Origin of the sequence: Brevundimonas sp. (assembly GCF_036402095.1) — a bacterium.
Lineage (GTDB): Bacteria > Pseudomonadota > Alphaproteobacteria > Caulobacterales > Caulobacteraceae > Brevundimonas.
Genome location: NZ_DASWTO010000140.1, coordinates 1 through 16,378 on the forward strand (window position 1 = coordinate 1; position 16,378 = coordinate 16,378).

Genomic DNA, 16,378 nt, shown 5'->3' on the forward strand with positions numbered 1-16,378 from the left:
GTGTTCGCGGCCGGCGAGATGCTGGACTGGGAGGCCCCGACCGGCGGCTATCTGCTGCAGGCCTCGATGGCGTCAGGCGTCGTGGCGGCGGAGGGGGTGCTGGACTGGCTGGCGCAAGACGATAGGACGGCGTCATGACCGATCTTCCCGATATTCATGGCGTCTGCCCGCCGCGCTTCGCCGCCGTGAAGGATGCCTTCGCCGCCAATTTCACCGCGGCGCCGGAAGGGCTGAACGAGCGGGCGGCGCGGTTCAGCATCTGTATCGAGGGCGATCCGGTCATCGACCTGTGGGGTGGCTGGGCCGATACGGCGCAGACGGTTCCGTACGGGCCCGGCACGCTGACGCCGGTGTTCTCGGCGGGCAAGGCGGTCATGGCGCTGCTGATCGCCACCTGTGTCGAGCGCGGGTTGCTGGACTACGAACGGCCGGTCGCGCGCTACTGGCCGGACTTCGGACAGGCCGGCAAGGAGGAGATCACCGTCGGTCAGCTGATGAGTCATCAGGCGGGGCTGCCCGGGTTCTCCGAAGGGATCGCGCCTGAGGACTGGTTCGACCGGGAACGGGTGCTTGCGAAACTGTGCGCCCAGGCGCCGATGTGGGAGCCGGGGACGGCCTCGGGCTATCATCCGATCACCATCGGCTATCTCGCCGGCGAACTGTTCCGGCTGGTCGACGGGCGGAGCATGGGAACGGCGCTGCGCGACGACTTTCCCGGGCTGGACCTGTGGATCGGTCTGCCGGAGAGCGAACACGGCCGGGTGGCGCAAATGCGGAAGCCGTCAGCGGCCCCGAGCCTGGGCGTCCTGGATGCGATCAAGCGCTCGGCCTTCTTCGACAAAGGGTCTTCACCGGGGCCGCGCGAGGCGACGGAATGGCGGACTGCGGAGATTCCCTCGGCCAATCTGCACGGCACGGCGCTGGATCTGGCCCGGATCATGGCGGTGATGGCGACGGGCTCGTTCGAGGACCGGAACGTGCTGTCGCAGGCGACGCTGGACGCCGCGCGGCGTGAGCGGGTGCACGGGCAGGACCGGGTGCTGCCATTCGTCATGGGCTGGGCGGCCGGCTGGACGGCAAACCGCGGGCTGGAAATCTTCGGACCTGATCCGACGGCGGTGGGCCACTATGGCTGGGGCGGCAGCTGCGTCTGGGCCGATCCGGAGGTGAGACTGTCGGCGGCCTATGTGATGACCCGCCAGTCGCCGCACCTGATCGGCGATCCGCGGGCGGTGCGGCTGCAGCAGGCGCTCTATTCGATCTTCTGACGCCGGGTCTTCCCACGCGCGGGCGCGGTCAGGCCGCCGATGACGCCGGACAGAACGGCAAGGCCGGCGCAGGTGAGGATCACGGCGCGGAAGGCGGCGTGGAAGGCGTCACGGGCGGCGAGCTCAAGGTCGGCGCCGCCCATGACTTCGCCGAGCAGGGCGCGGGCGTCCGGCGCATCAGTCTGCGCCACGAACACGGCGGACAGGACGACGCCGAGCAGGGCGATGGCCAGCAGGGCGGCGATGCGGGCGACGGCGTTATTGATCCCGGAGGCGACGCCGGTGTGCCCCTGCGGCACGGCGCCCATGACGGCCGCGGTCAGGGGGCCAACGGCCAAGGTCATGCCGACCGCCAGCAGCGTCATCCCCGCCAGCGGCCCGTCGACATAACCGGCGCCGGGCGCGGGCACGGCCAGCAGGGCGAGGCCGAGGCCGGCGAGCACGGGTCCGAGGCTGAGCGACAGCTTCGCGCCGAAACGGTCGGCCAGCTTGCCGGCGTAGCCGGAGAACAGGCCCATGATCACGGCGAAGGGCAGCATGGCCGCGCCGGCGAGAGTGGCGCTCCAGCCGTGCACCCGGATCAGGTCGAACGGCAGGAAGAACATCGCCCCGCCGAGGGCGAAATAGAGCAGCAGCGTCAAGACGTTGATTCCGCTGAACACCGGCGACCGGAACAGGCCGAGGGGCATCATCGGGTGACGCTCGCGCGCCTCGGCCCATACGAAGGCGGCGAGCAGGACCGCCCCGCCGGCCAGGCCGGCCAGCACGAACAGATCGCGCCAGCCCAGGTCGGGGGCGGCGGTGAGAGCCCAGGTCATGGCTCCGAGACCTGCCACCGCCAGAAGGGCGCCCGGCCAATCGAGCCCCCTCGCCTGCTCGTCGCGGCTTTCCGGCACGGCCCTCAGCGTGACCGCGACGGTCAGAGCGGCCAGCGGGACGTTGATCCAGAAGATGAAACGCCAGTCGGCGGCGTCGGCGAGCCAGCCGCCGACCAGTGGCCCGATCATGCCGAACAGGGCCCCTGCTCCGGCCCAGGTCCCGAAAGCCTTGCCGCGCTCGTCAGAGGGAAAGGCCGAGCCGATGACGGCGAGGGCGCCGGGGGTCAGCAGGGCCGCGCCGATCCCCTGCACGGCTCGCCCGGCGATCAGGAGTTCGACCGTGGGGGAGAGCGCGCAGGCGATCGAGGCGAGGGCGAAGACGGCGACCCCGATCAGGAACACCCTGCGCCGCCCGAAGCGGTCCCCCGCCGCCCCGCCTATCAGGACCAGCGCTCCGAGAGTCAGCAGATAGGCATTGGAGACCCACTGGGCGGCCGCGGGGCCTGCGCCGAGATCGTTCTGGATCGCCGGCAGGGCCACGCCGAGGGCTGAGCCGTCGATGAAGGTCAGGCTGGACCCCAGAACCGTGGCGACCAGAATCCAGCGTTTGCGGGACGCCGACAGCGTGGGATCGGCCATGGCGCGCTCCGGACGGGGAGCGGAGGCTAGGCCGGTTCCGCGGCGTTCTTCAAGGCCTGGCGGGCAGCGCGGACACGGAAGAAGGCGGCGGCGGCGAAGACGGCGGCCCCGCCCCAGATGAAGGCGAAGGAGACGACCCGCAACGGCGTCAGCGCCTCCCCGGCCCAGACCCCGACCATGAACTGCAGGGTCGGGGCGAGGAACTGGATGAAGCCGATGGTCGACAGCGGCAGGCGGCGCGCCGACCAGGCGAACAGGGCGAGCGGCAGGACAGTGGCCGGGCCGTTGGCGAGCGCCCAGAGGATGTTGACGGGGCCGTCGAAGGCCACGCCGGCGCCGGTGTGCTGCAGCCACAGCACCCAGGCCAGGCCGAACGGCGCCAGCAGCAGGCATTCGACCAGCAGGCCCGCCTGGGCGTCGATCGGCACACGCTTGCGGATCACGCCGTAGGTGGCGAAGCTGATGGCGAGGACGATCGAGATCCACGGTGGCCGTCCCAGCGCCAGGGCCTGAAACAACACGCCGACGGCGGCCAGGCCGATGGCGATCCAGCCCCAGCGGTCGATCTTCTCGCGGAACAGCCACAGTCCAACGACCATGTTGAGCAGCGGGTTGATGTAGGACCCGAGGCTGGCCTCCAGCGTCGCCTCATGTGTCGTGGCCCAGACGTAGATGCCCCAGTTGACCCCGATCAGCACGGTCGAGAAGGCCAGCCAGGCAAGCGTCCTGGGCGAGGCCAGGACGGCCCGGACCTGCCCGCCCTGGTTCGCCAGCCAGACCAGCAGGCCGGCCACGGCCACGGCCCAGAGGGCGCGGTGGGCGAGGATCTCCAGCGCGTCGAAGCCGACCGCCGCCTGGCCCATGAACAGCAGCGGCATCACGCCCCACAGCGTGTAACAGGCGAAGGCCGACAGGAGGGCGGCGCGGCCCTGATCGGAGCCGGTCACGGGGGTCATGGTCATCTCCTTCGCCGGGGGAGGGCGAGCGGAAGGTCAGACGGTGATGCTGCGGTATCCCGAGGACGACTTGATCACCCCCGTCTCGTCCAGAAGCTGGGCGATCTGGACGGCGTTCAGGGCGGCGCCCTTGCGCAGGTTGTCGGAGACGATCCACAGCGACAGGCCGTTCTCGACCGTGTGGTCCTTGCGGATGCGCGAGACGTAGACGGCGTGCTCGCCGGCGGCGTCGACGGGCGTGATGTAGCCGTCGTGCTCCTGCTTATCGATGACCATGACGCCGGGGGACTCGCGCAGGATGGCGCGGGCCTCGTCGGGCGAGATCGGGCGATCGAACTCCAGCGTCACCGACTCCGAATGGCCCACGAAGACGGGCACACGGACGCAGGTGACGGTCAGTCTGATGTCCGGGTCGAGGATCTTGTGGGTTTCGTCCCACATCTTGGCCTCTTCGTCCGTGTAGCCGTCATCGCGGAAGGCGCCGATGTAGGGGATGACGTTGAAGGCGATCTGCTTGGGAAACTTTTTCGGGCTGGCGTCGCCGAGGCCGTAGATGGCCTTGGTCTGGTTCCACAGCTCGTCCATGCCTTCTTTCCCGGCCCCCGATACCGACTGGTAGGTCGAGACCACGGCGCGGGTGATCTTCGCCGCGTCGTGCAGGGGCTTCAGGGCCACGACCAGCTGCGCGGTCGAGCAGTTCGGGTTGGCGATAATGTTCTTCTTGCGCGCCTGTTTGATGGCGTCCGGGTTCACCTCGGGCACGATCAGGGGCACGTCCGGATCCTTGCGGAAGGCCGAGGAGTTGTCGATGACGATGGGACCGGCCTTTCCGATCTTCTCGGACCACTGACGCGAGACGTCGCCGCCCGCGCTCATCAGCACCAGGTCCACCTTCGAGAAGTCGAAATCCTCGATGTCCTGGCATTTGACGGTGCGGTCGCCCCAGGAGACCTCGACGCCCTTCGACTTGCGCGAGGCCACGGCGTGCATCTCGTCGACGGGGAATTCCAGTTCCTCGAGGATGTTCAGCATCTCCCGGCCGACGTTGCCGGTGGCGCCCACGATGGCGACTTTGTATCCCATGAGGTGGTCCTTCGGATGCGCCGCCGCTCGGCTCTCGGAGCCTGGCTGGTCGGGCGCGGGAATATGATGAGGCCGGTATCCGGACTGTGAGGCTGTATGTGGGCCATCGTGGGCGTGAAGCAATCGCTTTTCAGCAGCGGCGGTCGCCGGTAAGGCCGAGAAGGATGGGATCACGCATACGCGCTGCTTATGAGAAGCGGCTGGCCGATGGCCGGCTGACCCCCGACCCGTCGCAGGTTCCGGTGGTCGAGGCGCTCGCCCGGCTGGAGATCGACCTCGGCCGCAAAGGCCGGTTCGGGGGTCTTCTGGGTGGGCCGCCCGAGGTGCGCGGCGTCTATCTGTGGGGACCGCCGGGGCGGGGCAAGTCCATCCTGATGGACCTGTTCTTCGCCTGCGCGCCCGAGAAGCGGAAGACGCGGGCGCATTTCCACGCCTTCATGGCCCGGGTGCACGGGCTCATCCGGCAGTGGCGCGAGGGCGACGCGCCGGCGCGCAAGGCGGTGTTCGGCCAGTGGAAGGGCGACGACCCGATCCGGCCCGTGGCCGACCTGATCGCCTCCGAGGCGCGGCTGCTGTGTTTCGACGAACTGCAGGTCACCGACATCGCCGACGCCCTGATCCTCGGCCGGCTGTTCGAGGCCCTGTTCGAGAACCGGGTGGTGCTGGCCGTGACGTCCAACCGCGCGCCGGACCAGCTGTATCTGAACGGGATCAACCGCGAACTCTTCCTGCCCTTCATCGATCTGATCGAGGCCCGCTGCGAGGTGGTGTCGGTGGCGGGCGCCCGCGACTGGCGGCTGGACCGGCTGATGGGCGACCGGGTCTGGTTCACCCCGCCGGACGAGGCGGCGCGCGCCGGGTTCGAGGCGCTGTGGTCGGATCTCAAAGGCGAACAGGCCGAGGCGCCGACGCATCTGACTGTGCTGGGCCGCGAGGTGGTGATCGAGCGCACCGACGGCGGACTGGCGCGCGCGACCTTCGAGGACCTGTGCGGCCGTCCGCTGGGACCGCAGGACTATCTGGCCGTCGCCGATCGTTTCCACACCCTGTTCGTCGAGGCCGTGCCGGTGCTGGGTCCGGCCAACCACCACGAGGCGCGCCGGTTCGTGACCCTGATCGACGCCCTCTACGAGGCCGGGACGCGACTGGTGGCCCTGGCCGAGGCGCCCCCGGAGGCGCTGTATCCGAAGGGCGTCGGAGCCTTCGAGTTCGAACGGACGGTGTCGCGGCTGAACGAGATGGCGGGCGCGGACTGGCTGGCCCGCGAGCGCGACTGACCCCGCAGGACCGCCTTGATTTCGCCGGGCATCCGTCGATAGGTGACGGGTCGCAGGAGAAAACGATGATCCGCCTGGCCACCCTCGCCGCCGCCGCCGTCATGGCCGTCGCCACCCCGGCGGCCGCAGCCGCCCCTTCCGCGCCGGTGCAGACCGCAACCGACCCCGGCGTCGCGATCGAGGCCGTGCGCGCCTGGCTGACGGGCAAGGGTGGAACGGTCAGCGCCATCAACCGTCAGGAAGGTGAAACCTGGATCAGCGTCGCCGACGGCCCGCTGACCTGGGTGATCTTCTTCTATGGCTGCCAGAACGACGTGTGCGGCGACATCCAGTACGCCGCCAGCTTCTCCAACCCGACCATCACCCAGACCGTGGTCAACGACTGGAACCGCGAGCGGCGCTTCCTCAAGGCCTTCTTCCTCCCCGGCGAAGGCGGCGGCGACAATACGGCGGTCGTCCAGTACGACGTGCTGATCCAGCCGGGCGACGTCGAGCAGCTGACCGACCATACCGCCCTGTGGCTCGACATGGTCAGCGCCTTCGGCACGACGGTAGGCTTCTTCGCGCCGGAGCAATAAGGCCCCTCAGGCCGTCCGGATCATTCCGTCCAGCACGGCCACCGGCCACGGCGTCAGCCGGCCGCCGGCGCACGGGCCGCCGGTGCATTCGCCCGTGAGCGGCTCGAACACCGCGCCGTGCCAGCCGCACAGAATCAGCGAGCCGTCGGGTGTCAGGTAGCGGTCGAGCTCCAGCGCCAGCGGAAAACCCTGATGGGGGCACCGGTCGACATAGCCGGCGACCTCGCCGCCCTTGCGAACCACGAAGCCGTGGAAGAAGGCCTCGCCGATCTGGAGCACGAAGCTGCGCGCGCCGGGGTCGGCGATGGCGGACTCGGGGCACAGTGGAACATTGGGCGGCGTGGACCAGACCCGCCTGCGCTCCGGTGCGGGTTCGGGGCTTTCGGGCCGCGGATCGCTCAATGACGCTCGACCTTGAGCGGGCGGGACAGCAGGCTGTCGATGACCTCGGGCACGGTCGTCTCGCCCGCCAGCAGGGCCGCGACGGCCAGCGAGATCGGCATGTCGACGCCCATCTTCGCCGCCAGTTCGCGCACGGCCGGGGCGGACTCGTAGCCCTCGGCGACCGAGCGTTTGCCGGCGAGGGCCTGTTCGACGCTCTGGCCCTGACCGAGGGCGAGGCCGAGACTCATGTTGCGAGACTGGGGACTGGAGCAGGTCAGGACCAGATCGCCGAGGCCGCACAGACCCGCGACGGTCTCGGCCTGGCCGCCGAGGGCCACGCCCATCCGGGTCATCTCGGCGAAGCCGCGGGTGATGAGGGCGGCGTGGGCGCTGCGGCCGAGACCGCGGCCCTCGCTCATGCCGCAGGCGATGGCGAGGACGTTCTTGATAGCCCCGCCCACCTCGGCCCCGATCAGATCGGTGGCCAGGTAGGGGCGGAAGGCCGGAGCCGACAGGGTCTCCATCAGCGCCTCTCCGAGGGCCTTGTCGGCGCAGGCCAGGGTGACGGCGCTGGGCAGGCCGCTGGCCACCTCGGCGGCGAAGCTCGGGCCGGACAGGACCGCGGCGGGGGCGGCCGGGAGGGTCTCGGCCAGTACATCGGTCATCAGCTTGAGCGAGCCGCGCTCGATGCCCTTGGAGCACAGCACGACGGGCACGCCGGCGCGGTGGTGGGGGGAGAACGCCGCCAGGGTCGAGCGCATGTGCTGGGCGGGCGCGACCGCAAGGATGACGTCGCAGGAGGCCAGGTCCGCCAGTTCGGCGGTCACGGCGACATGATCGTCAAGTGTGATGCCCGGCAGGAAGGCCTCATTGACGCGCCGTTCGCGAATGCTCTCGACCACGTCGGGCTCGCGCGCCTGCAGCAGGACGTCGAGCCCGGCCCAGCCCGCGACCTGGGCCAGGGCCGTGCCCCAAGCGCCCGCGCCGATCACTCCCGCCGTGCGAAATTCCATACGCTTTCCCTAAGCCTTGGCGCCCTTGCGGCCCGGCTGGTGGGCCGGATCGGCGAGCGCGCTTTTCTCATCCAGCGGCCAGCGCGGCCGGGCGACGGCGTCGATGTCGGAGACCCAACCCTTCTGCAACCGTTCCGCTCCCGCCAGCGCGACCATCGCCGCATTGTCGGTGCAATAGGCCATGGGCGGAGCGAGGAAGGCGAATCCGTTCTTCGCCGCCGTGGCTTCGAGCGTGGAGCGAATGGTGCGGTTGGCCGCGACGCCGCCGGCGACCACGAACAGCCGGTGCGCGTGGCGCCCGGCATAGGCCTTCATGGCGCGGTCGGAACGGTCGCTGAGCTGGCGGGCGATGGCGGTCTGCACCGCGTCCGCGAGGTCAGCGCGGTCCTGCCCGGTCTCGCAGGCGTGGGCGAGGCGCGAGGCAGCGGTCTTGAGGCCGGAGAAGGAGAAGTCGCAATCCTTGCGGCCGAGCAGCGAGCGCGGCAGGTCGTAGCGGGACCCTTCGCCGCTCTCGGCCAGCCTCTCCAGCGCCGGCCCCCCCGGGTAGCCGAGGCCAAGGGCCTTGGCGATCTTGTCGAAGGCCTCGCCCGCAGCGTCGTCGATGGTGGTGCCCAGCCGGGTCATATCGCCGATGCCGCGGACCTCGAGCAGTTGGCAGTGGCCGCCTGAGACCAGCAGCAACAGGAACGGGTAGTCGACCCGTGCGCCCAGCCGGGCCGAGACCGCGTGACCCTCGAGGTGGTTGACGGCGATCAGCGGCAGGCCGCGCGCCAGGGCCACCGCCTTGCCGAAGCTCAGGCCGACCATGACGCCGCCGACCAGCCCCGGTCCGGCCGTCGCCGCCACCCCGTCGAGCCCGTCGTAGCCGAGGCCCGCCTCCGCCATGGCCCGCGCCGTCACGCCGGCGATCATCTCGACATGGCTGCGGGCGGCGATCTCGGGGACCACGCCCCCGTAGGCCGCATGGTCATCGATCTGGCTGTGCACGACCGAGGACAGCACTGTCGCGGCGCCGTCCGGCGTCAGCCGCACCACCGAGGCGGCGGTTTCGTCGCAGCTGGTCTCAAGACCGAGCACGGTGAGGGGTCCGGTTGCCCGGCCGCCCTCGCTGCTATAGTCCGCGCCCAGGTTCATCCGGTCGAGGTAACGGCCCCGACCCCCCGGCGCAACGGCTGTCTCATGGCTCCTCTCGTCCGCATCGGCACGCGCCGCTCCAAACTGGCCCTGACCCAGTCGGGTATGATGCAGCGCGCCATCGGCCGGGCCCTGGGCGTGGCCGAGGCCGACATCGCCGAGGCCGTGCCTCTGGTCGAGATCGTCACCACCGGGGACCGGGTGCAGGATCGCCGGCTGATGGAGATCGGCGGCAAGGCGCTGTTCACCAAGGAGATCGAGGAGGCGCTGCTGGACGGCCGCGTCGACGTGGCGGTCCATTCGATGAAGGACGTGCCGGCCGAGCAGCCCGCAGGCCTGTGCATCGCCGCCGTCCCGCCGCGCGAGGATCCGCGCGACGCCTTCGTCAGCGAAGCCTTCGCCTCGTTCGGCGACCTTCCGGCGGGGGCCCGGCTCGGGACCGCCTCGCTGCGGCGCCAGGCCCAGGCGCTGGCGCTGCGGCCCGACCTGCAGATCGAGATGCTGCGCGGCAATGTCGACACCCGGCTGCGCAAGCTGGCCGAGGGCGAGTTCGACGCCATCCTGCTGGCCGTATCGGGGTTGAACCGGCTGGGGTTCGAGGGGGTCATCCGCGAGCGGCTGGCGCTGGACGACTTCCTGCCGGCGCCGGGTCAGGGCGCGCTGGCGCTGCAGACCCGGGCCGACGACCGGGGGGCGGCCTGGGCGGCGGCGCTGAACGACGCCGGAAGCGCCCTTGCCGTCGCGGCCGAGCGCGGGGCGATGACGGCGCTGGAAGGATCGTGCCGCACCGCCATCGGGGCTCATGCGGAGATCGCCGCGGGACGGCTGCGGCTGACGACCGAAATGCTGGCTCCTGACGGTTCCGTCCGCTGGCGGCGGGCGGGCGAGGTGGCCGACCTTGACGCGCCGGACGCGGCGGCGCAGGCCCTTGAGCTCGGCCTGCGGCTGGGCGCCGAGGTGCAGGCGGCGGCCGGCGACCAGAGGGTCGACCTCTGAGACCGGTCCGGCGCGTCTGGGTGACCCGCGCGGAACCCGGCGCCGCCCGCACCGCCGACCGCCTGACCGCCCTCGGCTTCCAGCCGGTGGTCGCGCCTCTGCTGGCCGTCCGCCGCATGGCGCAAGCCGCTCCGGATCTGACCGGGATCGCCGCCCTCGCCTTCACCAGCCGCAACGGCGTCGAGGCCTTCGCCGGCCTGTCCGGCGAGCGGGCCCTGCCGGTGTTCGCGGTCGGAGACGCCACGGCGGACGCGGCGCGGGGGGCGGGTTTCGAGGATGTCCGCTCGGCCGGGGGCGCGCTGGAGGATCTGGCGCGACTTCTGTGCGAGGAGGCGCACGGCGCCGTGCTCGTTCCGGGCGCGCTGGCGCCGGCCGGGGACCTGCGGGCGAGGCTCGCCGGACGGGTCGAGGCGCGCACCTTGCCGGTCTATGAGGCGGCGCCGACCGGAGCGCCTGCCCCGCGCGCCTTCGACGCGGTGCTGGTGCATTCTCCGCGCGGCGCCCATGCCCTGGCCGCGCTCGGACCGTTCGCGGGACAGGTGGCCGTGGCGATTTCGCAGGCCGCGGCCGCGCCGCTGACGGACGCCTCCGGGCTGGATGTCCGCGTCGCCCAACGCCCCGACGAGCCGGCGCTGCTGCAGGCGCTTGGCAAGCCCGCCGCCCGCGTATAAAGAGCGCCTCTCGCGCGGGCGGAACCGCCTGCCGCGCCAAGGCCGCTTTAGCTCAGCTGGTAGAGCATCGCATTCGTAATGCGGGGGTCAGGTGTTCGAGTCACCTAAGCGGCACCATTCTTTCCGGGCATAGGGCCGGGCGGCCGGCGACCAGCGCGGGCGGCTGCCGCAACCCGTGTAACTTGACGTAAGGGCACTGGACGACGCCGTTCGCACGCCGTAGCTATTTCGCTCATACCGGGAGCGTAGAATGTCGCAGCGCCTGAGCGCCCGCCAGGAAGAGTGTCTGAGGCTTACGGCCTTTCTGACCGACAAGGAGATCGCCGCCCGGATCGGACTCTCGGAAGCCACCGTCAAGAAACACGTGCACGAGGCCTGCCGCCGGATGGGGGTCAACCGGCGCAAGGCCGCGCTCGCACTCCTGGAACGAAACGTACCAGGGCCGAAAGACCCCATTGGCGGCGACCGCCGTTCGCCGGTTGATGGCTTCCTCGACAGGGAGTCAGACCATGGCATCGAACAGCCCGCCGCTTCCGCACTGGACGTGGGACGATCTGGAGGCCGCGCTGGACAGGTTCAGCCCGATGGGACCGAACGATCCGGTGCGCAGTCATCTGCTCAGGGGACTGGCGGACGACGCGCAGCGGGCGGACCCGAGGGAGCTGCTGCAGCAGGTGCTGAGCGCGGGCTGGGTGATGGCCCAGGTGGGAGCCCAGAGCCACACGATGGGCGGCGCCTCGGCTACCGCCCGCCGCCACGCAGCTGGGTCGTCCGCCTCCTGATCCTGCTCGTCATCGTCGTGGTGACGGCGGTGATGCTCAAGGCGGTGGCCGACCTGATCCTCGCCTACGCCGGGCAGGCCCAGGAGATCGGGCACGTGACCAGTCCGGAGAACGTGGCGAGCGGCCGGCAGAACTGACGGCTGACGTCGCCCGGTTCGTCGGCCGGCTCAGGGGACGGGAGGACGCCGCATCACGCCCTGGATCCTGACCATGAATCTCGTCGGCTTCGTCACCTATGCCGTCGGTTGGCTGAAGGGCGGCCATCCCGAACGCTACGGCGTGGCGGTCCTGCTCACGGGCCAGATGATCGAATTCTTCTTCCTCGAGTGGGAAATCGGCGAGCTCGAGGCGGGGATCGCAGGCAGTCAGGCCGTGATGCTTCTGATCTTCGGCCGGCTGGCTCTCCGGTCGAACCGATGGTGGCCGCTGGCCGTGACCGGGTGTCTGGCCCTGCTCGTCATGGTCCACCTCCTCGTCATCTTCACGCCGGTGTCGTTCTACGCCGCGATGTCGGCGCGGGTCGGCCTCTGGCATCTGCTGTATCTGTTCGTCCTGGGCGGGGTCGCCGAGCGCTGGATGGCGGGGGAGCGGGCGGCCAGCCGTATCGGTCGCGGCCGGGCGCCGGAGTCGGTATAGGCGCAGGCCGAACGGCGATCATCGGAGAGACCCCATCCCACCGTTCGTTCTCGCCTTGCACATCCTGTCTCTCGCGGCCGTCGTCACGGGCGGCCTGTGGGGCGGCCGTACGGAACGATTCGGCGCGGCGATGCTGCTGCTTTTCCGGATAGCTTTCGCAAACCCCCGCGTCATGTGGGTGATCGGCGACGTCTACATAGACTCGATCATCGAAGACACGCTGACGGCGCTGATCCTGGGCCGGCTGGCGTTCCGCTCCGACCGCTGGTGGCCGTTCGCCGCCACGACCGCCCAGGCGCTCACCGTTCTGGTGCATGTCTTCTCGATCGTGACGGATATATCGTGGGATGCGGCCCTGTCCGCGAGAGTCGGGCTCGGGCTTCTTCTCTACGCCTCCTTGCTGGCCGGGGTGGCGGAGCGCTGGCTGGCGGGAGAGACGGCGGTCAGCGACACCGTTGAGTGGCGGCGGCGGCGCCGCGCGCCTTGAACATATAAACATATCTTTATATGTCTGGCGGCCGTTTCCGCGCGCAGGAGCCCGCCGTGTCCCGTTCGTCCTTCCTGTTCACCTCCGAAAGCGTGTCCGAAGGACATCCCGACAAGGTCGCCGACCAGATCTCCGACGCCATCGTCGACCTGTTCCTGTCCAAGGACCCCGAGGCGCGGGTGGCCTGCGAAACCCTGACCACGACCAATCTGGTCGTCCTCGCCGGCGAGATCCGCGGCAAGGGCATCATGGACGTCGAGGGCAACTGGGCCCCGGGCGTGAAGGACGAGATCGAGGCCACCGTGCGCAAGGTCGTGCGCGACATCGGCTATGAGCAGGATGGCTTCCACTGGCGGAAATTGACGTTCGAGAACCGCCTGCACCCGCAGTCGGTCCATATCGCCCAGGGCGTCGACGCGTCCGGCGAGAAGGACGAGGGCGCCGGCGACCAGGGCATCATGTTCGGCTACGCCTCGAACGAGACGCCCGAGCTCATGCCGGCCACGCTGCAGTACAGCCACAACATCCTGAAGAAGCTGGCCGAGGCCCGCCATGCGGGCAAGGAGCCCAAACTCGAGCCCGACGCCAAGAGCCAGGTGACCCTGTATTACGAGAACGGCAGGCCGGTGCGGGCGACCTCGATCGTGCTGTCGACCCAGCACGCGCCGGGCCTGTCGTCGGACGACGTGGCCGCGATCGTCAAACCCTATATCCGCGAGGTGCTGCCGGACGGCTTCATCACCAACGAGACCCAATGGCACATCAACCCGACCGGCTCGTTCGAGATCGGCGGTCCCGACGGCGACGCCGGGGTGACGGGCCGCAAGATCATCGTCGACACCTACGGCGGCGCGGCCCCGCACGGCGGCGGCGCCTTCTCGGGCAAGGATCCGACCAAGGTCGACCGTTCGGCCGCCTACGCCGCCCGTTACCTGGCCAAGAACGTCGTCGCCGCCGGCCTGGCCGACCGCTGCACCATCCAGCTGAGCTACGCCATCGGCGTGTCGCACCCGCTGTCGGTGCACGTCGATCTGCACGGCACCGGCCGGATCGACCCGGAAATCCTCGAGCGCGAGCTACCCAAACTGATCGGCGGGGCCACGCCGCGCGCCATTCGCGAGCATCTGGGCCTGAACAGGCCGATCTACGCCCGCACCGCGGCCTACGGACACTTCGGCCGCGCGCCGGACGCCGACGGCGGCTTCTCGTGGGAGAAGACCGACCTGGTCGAAAAGCTGAAGGCGCTGGTCTAGTCGTCGAATTCGGGCTCGCCGCTTTCGGGCGAGCCTTTCGGCGTCTCGTCTTTCGCCTCGGCCACGTGGCGCTGGGGCGGATCGAGGGCGACGCCGAAGCCGAGCAGCATCGCCGCCATCATCTGAATCCCGCCTCCCTTGCGGCGGGCGGTTGTCCGGCCGCGCCGGCCGGCGACGGCGAGCGTGGCCCAGGCGACAAGCCCGATCACGCCGAGGCCGGCCGCCCAGCCGATGATGTCCGCCATGACGCGCTCCGTGTGTGACCGTCACATGGGGCGAGCCGGGCCGTTGTGAAGGACTCGCGCGCCGCGCCCGACCGCCTATAAGGCGCCCATGCCTTCCGACCCCGACTCAGACACGCCTTCGACCCAGACCCGGGGTCCGCTCCGCTCGTTCGGCCGCATCAAGTCGCGCGCGCTCAAGCCGCGGCAGGCTGCACTGTTCGACACCCTCCTTCCGGCCATCGCCGTGCCCGATCCGGCGGCGGGGCCGATCGATCCGGCGGCGCTGATGCCCGGGGCGAAGGCGGTGTGGCTGGAGATCGGCTTCGGCGGCGGCGAGCATCTGGCGGAACAGGCGGCCCGTCATCCCGACACGCTGATGATCGGCTGCGAGCCGTTCCTGAACGGCGTCGGCTCGGCCCTGCGACACATCGACGAGCGCGGCCTGAAGAACGTCCGCATCCACGCCGACGACGCGCGCGCCGTCATGGCCGCCCTGCCCGACGCCTCCCTGGACCGGATCATGATCCTGTTCCCCGATCCGTGGCACAAGGCGCGACACAACAAGCGGCGGCTGGTGCAGGACGAATTGGCGGTGGAGATCGTCCGCCTGCTCAGGCCCGGCGGCCGACTGCGTTTCGTCACCGACTGGAAGGATTATGCCGACTGGGCGCTGGAGCGGTTCGAGCGCGCGCCCGGACTGAAGTGGACGGCGGACCGCGCCGACGACTGGCGCACGGCGCCCGCCGACCACGTGGTCACCCGCTATGAGGACAAGAAGCTGGGCGACACCCCGCCGATCTTCCTCGACTTCGTGCGCGCCTAGACTCCGCCGGCCGCGAAGGCGCGCAGGAAGGCCAGCTGTTCGTCCGTTTCCGGCACCGGCCGGCCGCGGGCGCGGCCGACGCGCAGAATGGCCTCGTCGACGTTCATGCCGCCCGCGATCAGAGCGCTGATGGCCAGCGACGGCGCGCGACCGAGCCCCGCATGGCAATGGACGACCAGCGCCTGCCCCGCCCTCAGCCGCCGGTCCATGGCGTGGGCGACGCGCCGGTAGTGTTCGACGTTCATCGGCAGGCCGTGGTCGGTGATCGGGAAGTTGTAGAAGCCGACGCCGTGCCGCTCGCAGACCGCGGCCTCGTCGGCCAGCCCCAGCCGCGCCGCCTCTTCGGGCTCGAGCAGGCTGAGGACGTGATCGACCATGCCGTGCCCCAGACGTTCGATCTGCGCGTCCAGGGCTTCCCCGCCGTCGGGCTTGCGGGACACGCCAAGGCGGCCGGGCGTGTCGAGACCAATCCAGTACACTTTCATCGCCGATTGTTCTGGCGGGGCCGGAGGGCCTTGGCAATGCGTCCGTCCCGCCTGCGATGACAGGGGCTGACAAACCCTATCTTCCGGTCTATATGCCGCCTCACATCGTTAGACCGGCGTCCGACGGCGCCGATTGAAGCGGCGGCCGGACGGCCTGCCGCTTTTGTTTATTCTGGACCCGACCTTGAAGGCCAAGACCGTCGAAGACCGCGCTCTGCTGGAGCTGATCGAACCCGTGGCGGACAGCCTGGGCCTCGACATCGTGCGCGTGCGGCTGATGGGCGGCACCCAGCGCCGGCGGCTGCAGATCATGGCCGAGCGGCCCAGCGACCACGACATCGCGGTCGAGGAGTGCGCCCGTCTGAGCCGCGCCGTATCCGAGGTGCTGGACGCCGCCGACCCGATCAGCGGCGAGTACCTGCTGGAGGTGTCATCGCCCGGCGTCGATCGTCCGCTGACGCGCCAGAGCGACTTTGACCTGTTCGAGGGGTTCGAGGCGCGGCTCGAGACGGACCGCATGATCGAGGGGCGGAAACGCTTCAAGGGGACCGTCGCCGGGACCGACGGGGAGAACATCGCCATCGATCTGGAGGGTGAGGAAGACACCGCCCTGATCCCCTTCGCCTGGCTGGTCGACGCCAAGCTGGTGCTGACCGACGAACTGATGAAGGCGGGCGCCGAGAAGCGCGCCGCCCGCAACGACAACAACACTGAGACCGAGGACTAAGAGCATGGCTGTCGCCGGCGTTTCCGCGAACCGACTCGAACTGCTGCAGATCGCCGATGCGGTCGCGCGCGAGAAGAACATCGACAAGGAGATCGTCGTCGAGGCGATCGAGGAGGCGATCCAGAAGGGCGCCAAGTCGCGCTA

21 protein-coding genes, 1 tRNA gene and 1 pseudogene are annotated in these 16,378 nt (G+C 70.1%); 15 read left to right on the top strand and 8 right to left on the bottom strand.

Annotated features, from left to right (window positions below; all coding sequences use genetic code 11):
- Both VGD32_RS09995 and VGD32_RS10000 read left to right on the top strand, forming a co-directional pair.
- A partial coding sequence (locus tag VGD32_RS09995; protein WP_331031763.1) for an NAD(P)/FAD-dependent oxidoreductase occupies positions 1-138 on the top strand: 138 nt, incomplete at its 5' end.
- On the top strand, positions 135-1,268 hold the full coding sequence (locus VGD32_RS10000) for a serine hydrolase domain-containing protein (RefSeq protein ID WP_331031744.1): 1,134 nt from the start codon (positions 135-137) through the stop codon (positions 1,266-1,268). The genes VGD32_RS09995 and VGD32_RS10000, both read left to right, overlap by 4 nt.
- On the opposite strand, the gene VGD32_RS10005 is transcribed toward VGD32_RS10000, so the two are convergent.
- From VGD32_RS10005 to VGD32_RS10015, 3 genes are read right to left on the bottom strand one after another with little or no spacing between them, the layout of a single operon-like run.
- A complete protein-coding gene (locus tag VGD32_RS10005; RefSeq protein ID WP_331031745.1) occupies positions 1,253-2,725 on the bottom strand; it encodes an MFS transporter in 1,473 nt (490 codons plus the stop codon). The two genes, VGD32_RS10000 and VGD32_RS10005, sit on opposite strands and share 16 nt — an antisense overlap.
- A gap of 26 nt (positions 2,726-2,751) precedes the next feature.
- The gene (rarD, locus tag VGD32_RS10010) at positions 2,752-3,681 is read right to left on the bottom strand and encodes an EamA family transporter RarD (protein ID WP_331031746.1); all 930 of its coding nucleotides are present in this window, start codon (positions 3,679-3,681) and stop codon (positions 2,752-2,754) included.
- Positions 3,682-3,717: 36 nt separating this feature from the next.
- Complete coding sequence (locus tag VGD32_RS10015) at positions 3,718-4,764, bottom strand: aspartate-semialdehyde dehydrogenase (protein ID WP_331031747.1); 1,047 nt, start codon at positions 4,762-4,764, stop codon at positions 3,718-3,720.
- Positions 4,765-4,928: 164 nt separating this feature from the next.
- Between VGD32_RS10015 and zapE the strand changes: the two genes are divergently transcribed.
- Together zapE and VGD32_RS10025 are read left to right on the top strand one after the other, a co-directional pair.
- Positions 4,929-6,041 carry a cell division protein ZapE gene (gene zapE, locus VGD32_RS10020; RefSeq protein WP_331031748.1) on the top strand — a complete coding sequence of 371 codons (1,113 nt, stop codon included), beginning with the start codon at positions 4,929-4,931 and terminating at the stop codon, positions 6,039-6,041.
- Between the two features lie 65 nt (positions 6,042-6,106).
- On the top strand, positions 6,107-6,619 hold the full coding sequence (locus VGD32_RS10025) for a YbjN domain-containing protein (protein ID WP_331031749.1): 513 nt from the start codon (positions 6,107-6,109) through the stop codon (positions 6,617-6,619).
- A gap of 6 nt (positions 6,620-6,625) precedes the next feature.
- On the opposite strand, the gene VGD32_RS10030 is transcribed toward VGD32_RS10025, so the two are convergent.
- The 3 genes from VGD32_RS10030 to tsaD are packed head-to-tail and all read right to left on the bottom strand — an operon-like array spanning position 6,626 to position 9,150.
- Positions 6,626-7,021 carry a Rieske (2Fe-2S) protein gene (locus tag VGD32_RS10030; protein ID WP_331031750.1) on the bottom strand — a complete coding sequence of 132 codons (396 nt, stop codon included), beginning with the start codon at positions 7,019-7,021 and terminating at the stop codon, positions 6,626-6,628.
- Positions 7,018-8,016, bottom strand: a complete 999-nt coding sequence (locus VGD32_RS10035) for an NAD(P)H-dependent glycerol-3-phosphate dehydrogenase (protein ID WP_331031751.1) — start codon at positions 8,014-8,016, stop codon at positions 7,018-7,020. The genes VGD32_RS10030 and VGD32_RS10035 overlap by 4 nt, the downstream gene beginning before the upstream one ends.
- 9 nt (positions 8,017-8,025) lie before the next feature.
- A complete protein-coding gene (gene tsaD, locus VGD32_RS10040) occupies positions 8,026-9,150 on the bottom strand; it encodes a tRNA (adenosine(37)-N6)-threonylcarbamoyltransferase complex transferase subunit TsaD (protein WP_331031752.1) in 1,125 nt (374 codons plus the stop codon).
- A 45-nt stretch (positions 9,151-9,195) separates the two neighbouring features.
- Between tsaD and hemC the strand changes: the two genes are divergently transcribed.
- The 8 genes and pseudogenes from hemC (at position 9,196) to metK (ending at position 13,975) form a co-directional block, all read left to right on the top strand.
- Positions 9,196-10,146, top strand: a complete 951-nt coding sequence (hemC, locus tag VGD32_RS10045; protein ID WP_331031753.1) for a hydroxymethylbilane synthase — start codon at positions 9,196-9,198, stop codon at positions 10,144-10,146.
- A gap of 20 nt (positions 10,147-10,166) precedes the next feature.
- Positions 10,167-10,817 carry a uroporphyrinogen-III synthase gene (locus tag VGD32_RS10050; RefSeq protein ID WP_331031754.1) on the top strand — a complete coding sequence of 217 codons (651 nt, stop codon included), beginning with the start codon at positions 10,167-10,169 and terminating at the stop codon, positions 10,815-10,817.
- Positions 10,818-10,858: 41 nt separating this feature from the next.
- Positions 10,859-10,934 (top strand) — tRNA-Thr (locus tag VGD32_RS10055).
- A gap of 133 nt (positions 10,935-11,067) precedes the next feature.
- Positions 11,068-11,217 (top strand): annotated as a pseudogene (locus VGD32_RS14265) (LuxR C-terminal-related transcriptional regulator); the annotation flags it as partial.
- A 109-nt stretch (positions 11,218-11,326) separates the two neighbouring features.
- Positions 11,327-11,599, top strand: a complete 273-nt coding sequence (locus VGD32_RS10060) for a hypothetical protein (RefSeq protein WP_331031755.1) — start codon at positions 11,327-11,329, stop codon at positions 11,597-11,599.
- Between the two features lie 210 nt (positions 11,600-11,809).
- Positions 11,810-12,235, top strand: coding sequence for a hypothetical protein (locus tag VGD32_RS10065; protein ID WP_331031756.1), 426 nt, complete (start codon positions 11,810-11,812; stop codon positions 12,233-12,235).
- 55 nt (positions 12,236-12,290) lie between these two features.
- Complete coding sequence (locus VGD32_RS10070) at positions 12,291-12,722, top strand: hypothetical protein (RefSeq protein ID WP_331031757.1); 432 nt, start codon at positions 12,291-12,293, stop codon at positions 12,720-12,722.
- A gap of 56 nt (positions 12,723-12,778) precedes the next feature.
- A complete protein-coding gene (metK, locus tag VGD32_RS10075; protein WP_331031758.1) occupies positions 12,779-13,975 on the top strand; it encodes a methionine adenosyltransferase in 1,197 nt (398 codons plus the stop codon).
- On the opposite strand, the gene VGD32_RS10080 is transcribed toward metK, so the two are convergent.
- A complete protein-coding gene (locus VGD32_RS10080; protein ID WP_331031759.1) occupies positions 13,972-14,220 on the bottom strand; it encodes a hypothetical protein in 249 nt (82 codons plus the stop codon). The two genes, metK and VGD32_RS10080, sit on opposite strands and share 4 nt — an antisense overlap.
- 88 nt (positions 14,221-14,308) lie before the next feature.
- Between VGD32_RS10080 and trmB the strand changes: the two genes are divergently transcribed.
- Positions 14,309-15,022, top strand: coding sequence for a tRNA (guanosine(46)-N7)-methyltransferase TrmB (trmB, locus tag VGD32_RS10085; RefSeq protein ID WP_331031760.1), 714 nt, complete (start codon positions 14,309-14,311; stop codon positions 15,020-15,022).
- Here trmB and VGD32_RS10090 read toward each other — a convergent pair.
- Positions 15,019-15,507 carry a hypothetical protein gene (locus VGD32_RS10090; RefSeq protein WP_331031761.1) on the bottom strand — a complete coding sequence of 163 codons (489 nt, stop codon included), beginning with the start codon at positions 15,505-15,507 and terminating at the stop codon, positions 15,019-15,021. The genes trmB and VGD32_RS10090 overlap by 4 nt on opposite strands.
- 184 nt (positions 15,508-15,691) lie before the next feature.
- On the opposite strand from VGD32_RS10090, the gene rimP reads away from it, so the two are divergent.
- Positions 15,692-16,234, top strand: coding sequence for a ribosome maturation factor RimP (gene rimP, locus VGD32_RS10095; protein ID WP_331031762.1), 543 nt, complete (start codon positions 15,692-15,694; stop codon positions 16,232-16,234).
- Positions 16,235-16,238: 4 nt separating this feature from the next.
- A partial coding sequence (locus VGD32_RS10100; protein WP_331031764.1) for a NusA N-terminal domain-containing protein occupies positions 16,239-16,378 on the top strand: 140 nt, incomplete at its 3' end.

Bases quoted from the DNA above. Each gene is read 5' to 3' on its own strand.
- VGD32_RS10000 (WP_331031744.1), top strand. From the start codon at position 135: ATGACCGATCTTCCCGATATTCATGGCGTCTGCCCGCCGCGCTTCGCC.
- VGD32_RS10005 (WP_331031745.1), bottom strand. From the start codon at position 2,725: ATGGCCGATCCCACGCTGTCGGCGTCCCGCAAACGCTGGATTCTGGTC.
- rarD (WP_331031746.1), bottom strand. From the start codon at position 3,681: ATGACCCCCGTGACCGGCTCCGATCAGGGCCGCGCCGCCCTCCTGTCG.
- VGD32_RS10015 (WP_331031747.1), bottom strand. From the start codon at position 4,764: ATGGGATACAAAGTCGCCATCGTGGGCGCCACCGGCAACGTCGGCCGG.
- zapE (WP_331031748.1), top strand. From the start codon at position 4,929: ATGGGATCACGCATACGCGCTGCTTATGAGAAGCGGCTGGCCGATGGC.
- VGD32_RS10025 (WP_331031749.1), top strand. From the start codon at position 6,107: ATGATCCGCCTGGCCACCCTCGCCGCCGCCGCCGTCATGGCCGTCGCC.
- VGD32_RS10035 (WP_331031751.1), bottom strand. From the start codon at position 8,016: ATGGAATTTCGCACGGCGGGAGTGATCGGCGCGGGCGCTTGGGGCACG.
- tsaD (WP_331031752.1), bottom strand. From the start codon at position 9,150: ATGAACCTGGGCGCGGACTATAGCAGCGAGGGCGGCCGGGCAACCGGA.
- hemC (WP_331031753.1), top strand. From the start codon at position 9,196: ATGGCTCCTCTCGTCCGCATCGGCACGCGCCGCTCCAAACTGGCCCTG.
- VGD32_RS10060 (WP_331031755.1), top strand. From the start codon at position 11,327: ATGGCATCGAACAGCCCGCCGCTTCCGCACTGGACGTGGGACGATCTG.
- VGD32_RS10065 (WP_331031756.1), top strand. From the start codon at position 11,810: ATGAATCTCGTCGGCTTCGTCACCTATGCCGTCGGTTGGCTGAAGGGC.
- VGD32_RS10080 (WP_331031759.1), bottom strand. From the start codon at position 14,220: ATGGCGGACATCATCGGCTGGGCGGCCGGCCTCGGCGTGATCGGGCTT.
- trmB (WP_331031760.1), top strand. From the start codon at position 14,309: ATGCCTTCCGACCCCGACTCAGACACGCCTTCGACCCAGACCCGGGGT.
- VGD32_RS10090 (WP_331031761.1), bottom strand. From the start codon at position 15,507: ATGAAAGTGTACTGGATTGGTCTCGACACGCCCGGCCGCCTTGGCGTG.